This window comes from Pseudomonas sp. 1152_12 (assembly GCF_052850675.1).
In genome coordinates this window covers 1-5,296 of the sequence record NZ_VXCW01000034.1, presented here as the reverse complement: position 1 = coordinate 5,296, position 5,296 = coordinate 1, and the positions used below count along the sequence as shown (strand labels likewise).

The 5,296-nt window shown below is 63.3% G+C and carries 1 pseudogene; it reads left to right on the top strand.

The features are described 5' to 3' along the window. Window positions 1–5,296: pseudogene (locus tag FW764_RS27920) on the top strand (hypothetical protein); the annotation flags it as partial.

The window sequence follows — 5,296 nt, the reverse complement described above, 5'->3', positions numbered from 1 at the left end:
CTCGACAACCAGAACGGCAAGCTGATCAGCACCGCAGGCCTGCACCTGCGCGGCGCTAATCTGGACAACCGCAACGGTCTGGTAGGCGCGACAAAAGCGCTGAAACTCGACGTGGGTTCGATCGACAACCGTGCTGGCGAACTGACCGGCAACGCCGACGTCAGCGTTACCGGCCAGCAGTTGAACAACAGCGACAAGGGCGTGGTGTTTGCGGCTGACGGCTTGAACCTGGCGGTTGATCAAGTCATCAACCGCACCCTCGGCCAGTTGCACGGCCAGCGCTTGAGCCTCACCGGCACCGCGCTGGACAACACGGGCGGCAAGCTGCTCAGCGAACAACCGCTGATGCTGGAATTGGCCGGCGACCTGGACAACAGCCAAGGCGTGCTGAGCAGTGAAGACGCACTGAGCGTCAAGGCGCGAAGCCTGATTAACAACAAAGGCAGCCTTTCCAGTGCCCAAGGTTTGAGCGTGGCCGTGACCGGCAGCCTGGACAACCAAAACGGCAAATTAGTCACCGACGGCAACCTGACCCTGCGCAGTGCCAGCCTGGGCAACCAGCAAGGCACCCTCAGTGGCAAAGGCCCGGTCGCGGTCACCACCGGCGTGCTGAACAACCAGGGCGGGCGCCTCAACAGTGGCGACACGTTGGCGCTGACCACCGGGCAACTGAACAATGGCGGCAGTATCGGCGGCGAAAAGGGCGTGACCGCCAGCGTCACCGGGCTGGACCAGCAAGGTGGCAAGCTGTTCAGCAATGCCGGCTTGAGGCTGGACCTGAACAACGGCGCGTTGAGCAACACCGGTGGCTTGCTCAATGCCAAGGGCCCGTTGCTGCTCAATAACCTCAACACCGTCACCAACCAGAACGGCGAAATCTCCAGCGGCCAGGCCTTCATCCTGACCGCGCAAAGCCTGGACAACAGCAACGGCAAACTGCTGAGCAACCAAGGCCTGACCTTGCGCATCAACCAAGCCCTGAGCAACGTCAAAGGCCTGATCGGCGCTGCTAGCCTCGATGCCCACGCGGCAGCCGTGGACAACCGTGGCGGCACCCTAAGCAGCCGCAGCGACCTGCAACTGACCAGCGCCGGTCTGCTGAACAACGCCGATGCAGGTTTGGTCAATGCGGCTCAAGTATTGACCCTGCAAAGTGCTGACCTGAATAACCGCAACGGCAGCTTGTTAGGGGCCGCCGTCACGCTTAATGCGATGGCGCTGGATAACACCGCAGGCGGCCTGATCAACAGCAAAGGCAGCCTGCGCCTGATGGCGGCCAGCCTCAATACCGGCAGCGGTGGCGAAGTCTCGGCCAAAGGCGAGCTGGCCGTTGGCCTTAACGCCTTGGCATTGGCGGGCGGCCGCATCGTCGGCGAGCAGGGCGTGACCCTCGACCTCAACAACAGTGACTTGGATAACCGTAACGGCTTACTGCTTGCCAACGGCCCGCTGACCCTGAACAACCTGCGCGACCTCAACAACCAGGGCGGCGAAATCTCCAGCCAGCACAGCTTCTCCCTGACCGCGCGCAGCCTAGACAACACCGGCGGCAAGCTGATCAGCAGCCAGACGCTTAGCGTCAACGCGGACACCCTGCTGAACACCACCCAGGGCTTGCTGAGCGGGTGGCAAGGCCTGAGCGTCAAGGGGGGCAACCTCGATAACCGCGACCACGGCACGCTGTCGAGCCGTAACGGCGCAATTGATGTGCGCCTGAGCGGTGCACTGCAAAACAACAGCCAAGGTGCCGTCGTCAGCCAAGGGCGCTTGGACGTCAGCGCCGCCAGCCTGGATAACCGCGGCGCAGGCGTGCTCTCCAGCGGCACTGGGCAAACGCTGGCGGTGAGCGGCGCATTGGTGAACGGCGACGGCGGTTTGATCGAAAGCGGCGCCGAACTTGAGGTGCAAGCCGCCACCCTGGCCAACCAAGCCAGCATCACCGCGCAACAGGCCTTCATCTTTACCGGCACCGACCTGAGTAACAACGGCGGCAGCCTCATCACCAATGGCGGCTTGACCCTCGACCTGCTCGGCAACCTCAACAACAGCGGCGGCAAACTGGCGAGCACCGGGCCTTTGCTGTTGAAACGCGCCAATCAGGTTTACAACAACGCCGACGGCCAGATCGTCAGCCAAAGCCTGCTGACCCTGTTCACCGGTGGCCTGGACAACAGCGAACGCGGGACTGTCGCAGGCCAGGAGCGGGTGGCGATCACCACCGCCGGCATGGTGCAAAACCACACCGGCGGCCTGATCTACAGCGAGGGCGCCGACGTGCAACTGCACGCCGCCGGCCTGAACAACGCCAAGGGCTCGGTGCTGGGCCAGACCGGCCTGGCGCTGGACATCGGCGGCGATGTCGATAACCAAGGCGGCACATTGGCCAGCCTCAAGGGCGTGCTGGAGGCCAAATTGGCCGCTGGCCTGAACAACCAAGGCGGCGTTATCCAGGCCCAAGGCCTGAACCTGCTCGCCAACCGCATCGATAACCGCAATGGCCGCATCGCTGCGCAGACCGGCGACGCCGTCGTCAACGCCAACTATTTCGCGAATGCCAACGGCGGCGTGTTCGCCAAAGGTTTGGTGCGCGTGGCTGGCCAGAGCCTGGATAACAACGCCGGGCAGATCGCGGGGGGGGCCATTGACCTGAGTGCCAGGGGTGCGCTGACCAACCGCAGTGGGGTGATTGAAAGCGACAGCAGCCTGAACGTAGCCGCCGCAAGTGTCGACAACCAAGGCGGGCAACTGCGCGCCCTGGGCAATGGCGGCACAACCCAATTCCAGCTCGGCGGTGCGTTTGATAACCGCAATGGACGACTGGAAACCGCCAACACCGACCTGACCCTGAATGCCACGGGCTTCCAGAACCAGGGCGGCAGCGTGCTGCACGCAGGCACTGGCACCTTTGATATCGCCACTGCCAACCTGATCGAGGCGGGCGGCGATGTGGTGACACGCGGCGGCCTGACCCTGGCGGCGGATACCTGGACCAACAGCAGCGTGATCCAGGCCGGGCGCTTGACGGTCAACGTCAACAACCTGAACCAGACCGCGGGTGGGCAACTGCTGGCCTCTGACAGCCTGACGGGCACCGGTGGCAGTTGGACCAATGACGGCTTGATCGCCAGCGACGGCACGGCCAATCTGACCCTCAGCGGCACCTATGCTGGCAATGGGCGCTATAGCAGCCTGGGCAACCTTGGCTTGAATGCCGCGCAGCTGAACTTGGGCACCACGGCCAGCGTTGCCGGGGGGCAAGACAGCACCTTCCAGGTCAGCGGCCAACTCACCAACGCAGGGCGCCTGACCTCGGCAGGCACCCTGCGATTGACGGCCGGGAGCGTCAACAACACCGGCACCTTGGCGACGGGCGCCGACCTTAGGCTCACCACTGACACGCTGGTCAACAACCACGGTCTGATCACCAGTGGCGGCGACATGCAGTTGCTGACCAAAAGCTTCACCAACGCCTACGCCGACGTCTATGGCCTGGGTGACGTACTGATCGCCAAGGACCCGAACCAGGGCAAGGCCGACCTGCTGGATAACCGCTCCGGCACTGTCGAGAGCGTGAAGAACCTGACGGTCAACGCCATGACCGTCAACAACGTGCGGGATGTGCTGGAGTATTCGCGCCATGCAAAAAGCGCGGTGAAAATCACCGAGCTTCCCTGTGGCCAAATTGCCGTGATCGGCTGCGATTATCGCAGCAGCAGCAGCCGCAACGGCCTGTGGCAAATTGACGAAATCGATCGACTGACGGTCACCCAGAGCAGCCTTGCCTCGTCACTCAGCAGCGGCGCTGACCTGCAGATCAACGCCCAGACCCTCAACAACCTGAGCAGTACGATCGGTGCCACAGGCAACCTCGCGGCAAACGCCGACACCATCAATAACCAGGGCGTACAGGCGCAAGAGATCAAGACGAGCCACACCCATGTGAGTTACGTCAAGGAATTTGCCCAGACCAGTGCCCGCGTTGCCAACTTCAATGCTCGAAACGCAACCACCCCTACGGCGACCGTCGAGGGTGAGCTTGCCTACGCAATCGCACTGATGTGGGGCGGCGAGCGTTCTCGAACCACCACCACGACGAATACAGATGGCGGCTCTTATGACGCCATCATCCAGGCCGGCGGCAATGTCGCCCTCAGCGCGGCCAAGAACATCAACAACAGCGTGATTCGCCCGTACTACGCCTATGTGGCGGCAGGCCGTACCAAGGCAGAGACCGGCGCGGGCAGCGGCCACTCCACCGCCATTTCCATCAACGCGCAACTGCGACCGGACCTGGCGCAACGGCAAGTCAACCCAGTAAGCCTGCCAGGCTTCACCTTGCCTACCGGTCAGAACGGCTTGTTCCGCCTGAGCGGGCAGGGCGCCACCCAAGGGCAAGCGGCCCAAGGCACTACAGGCCCGCAGACCTGGACACTCGGCGGCGCGAGCGTCGACCTGGCGCAACGTCAACAAACCCTTCCAGCGAACTCGGCACGCACGCTTCAACTGGGCGACGTCGCCCAGGTGTCCGCAAGCACCCACGCACTGAGCGTCGCGGCCCGTACCGCAGGCAGCATTGATGCCAGTGCACGCGCGGTCAACGCTGCCGGCGTCGGCAGTGCCGATGCTGTCGTGCAACAGCCCGGCCGCACGACAGCTGGCGGTATCGCGCATGTCGACGGTATCGCGGCGTTGAACCCAAGTGGCAGCGCCCAACCCGGCGCCGACCTTTCCCCGACCCTGGTTGAGCGAGATGCCCGGGTTGTGGTCACCGCACCTGAGGGCCCGGCTTCGCTCCCAGGCCCAGCACCGCATGACGCCCCGGCCACCGTTGCGATTCAAGCCAGTGCACCACCGAGCGCGGTAGGCGCCCAAGCCATCAGCCGCGTGCAAGGCCTGCCCGATAGAAGCGGCGTGTCGCAAGCGCATAAATACCTGATCGAAACCAACCCCGTGCTCACCGACATGAAGCAATTCATGAGCTCGGACTACCTGCTCTCTGGCCTGGGCTACAACCCGGACGAGAGCGCCAAGCGCCTTGGCGATGGTTTCTACGAACAGCGCCTGGTCCAACAAGCCGTCGTGGCACGCACCGGTCAACGCTTTCTTGACGGGCAAACCACCGACGAGAAACTGTTCAAACACCTGATGGACAACGCCATCGCCAGCAAGCAAACGCTGAATCTGGCCGTGGGGGTAAACCTGACTTCCGAACAAGTCGCGGCCTTGACCCACGACATCGTCTGGCTGGAAAAGAGCGTGGTCAACGGCGAAGAAGTGCTGGTGCCGGTGCTGTACC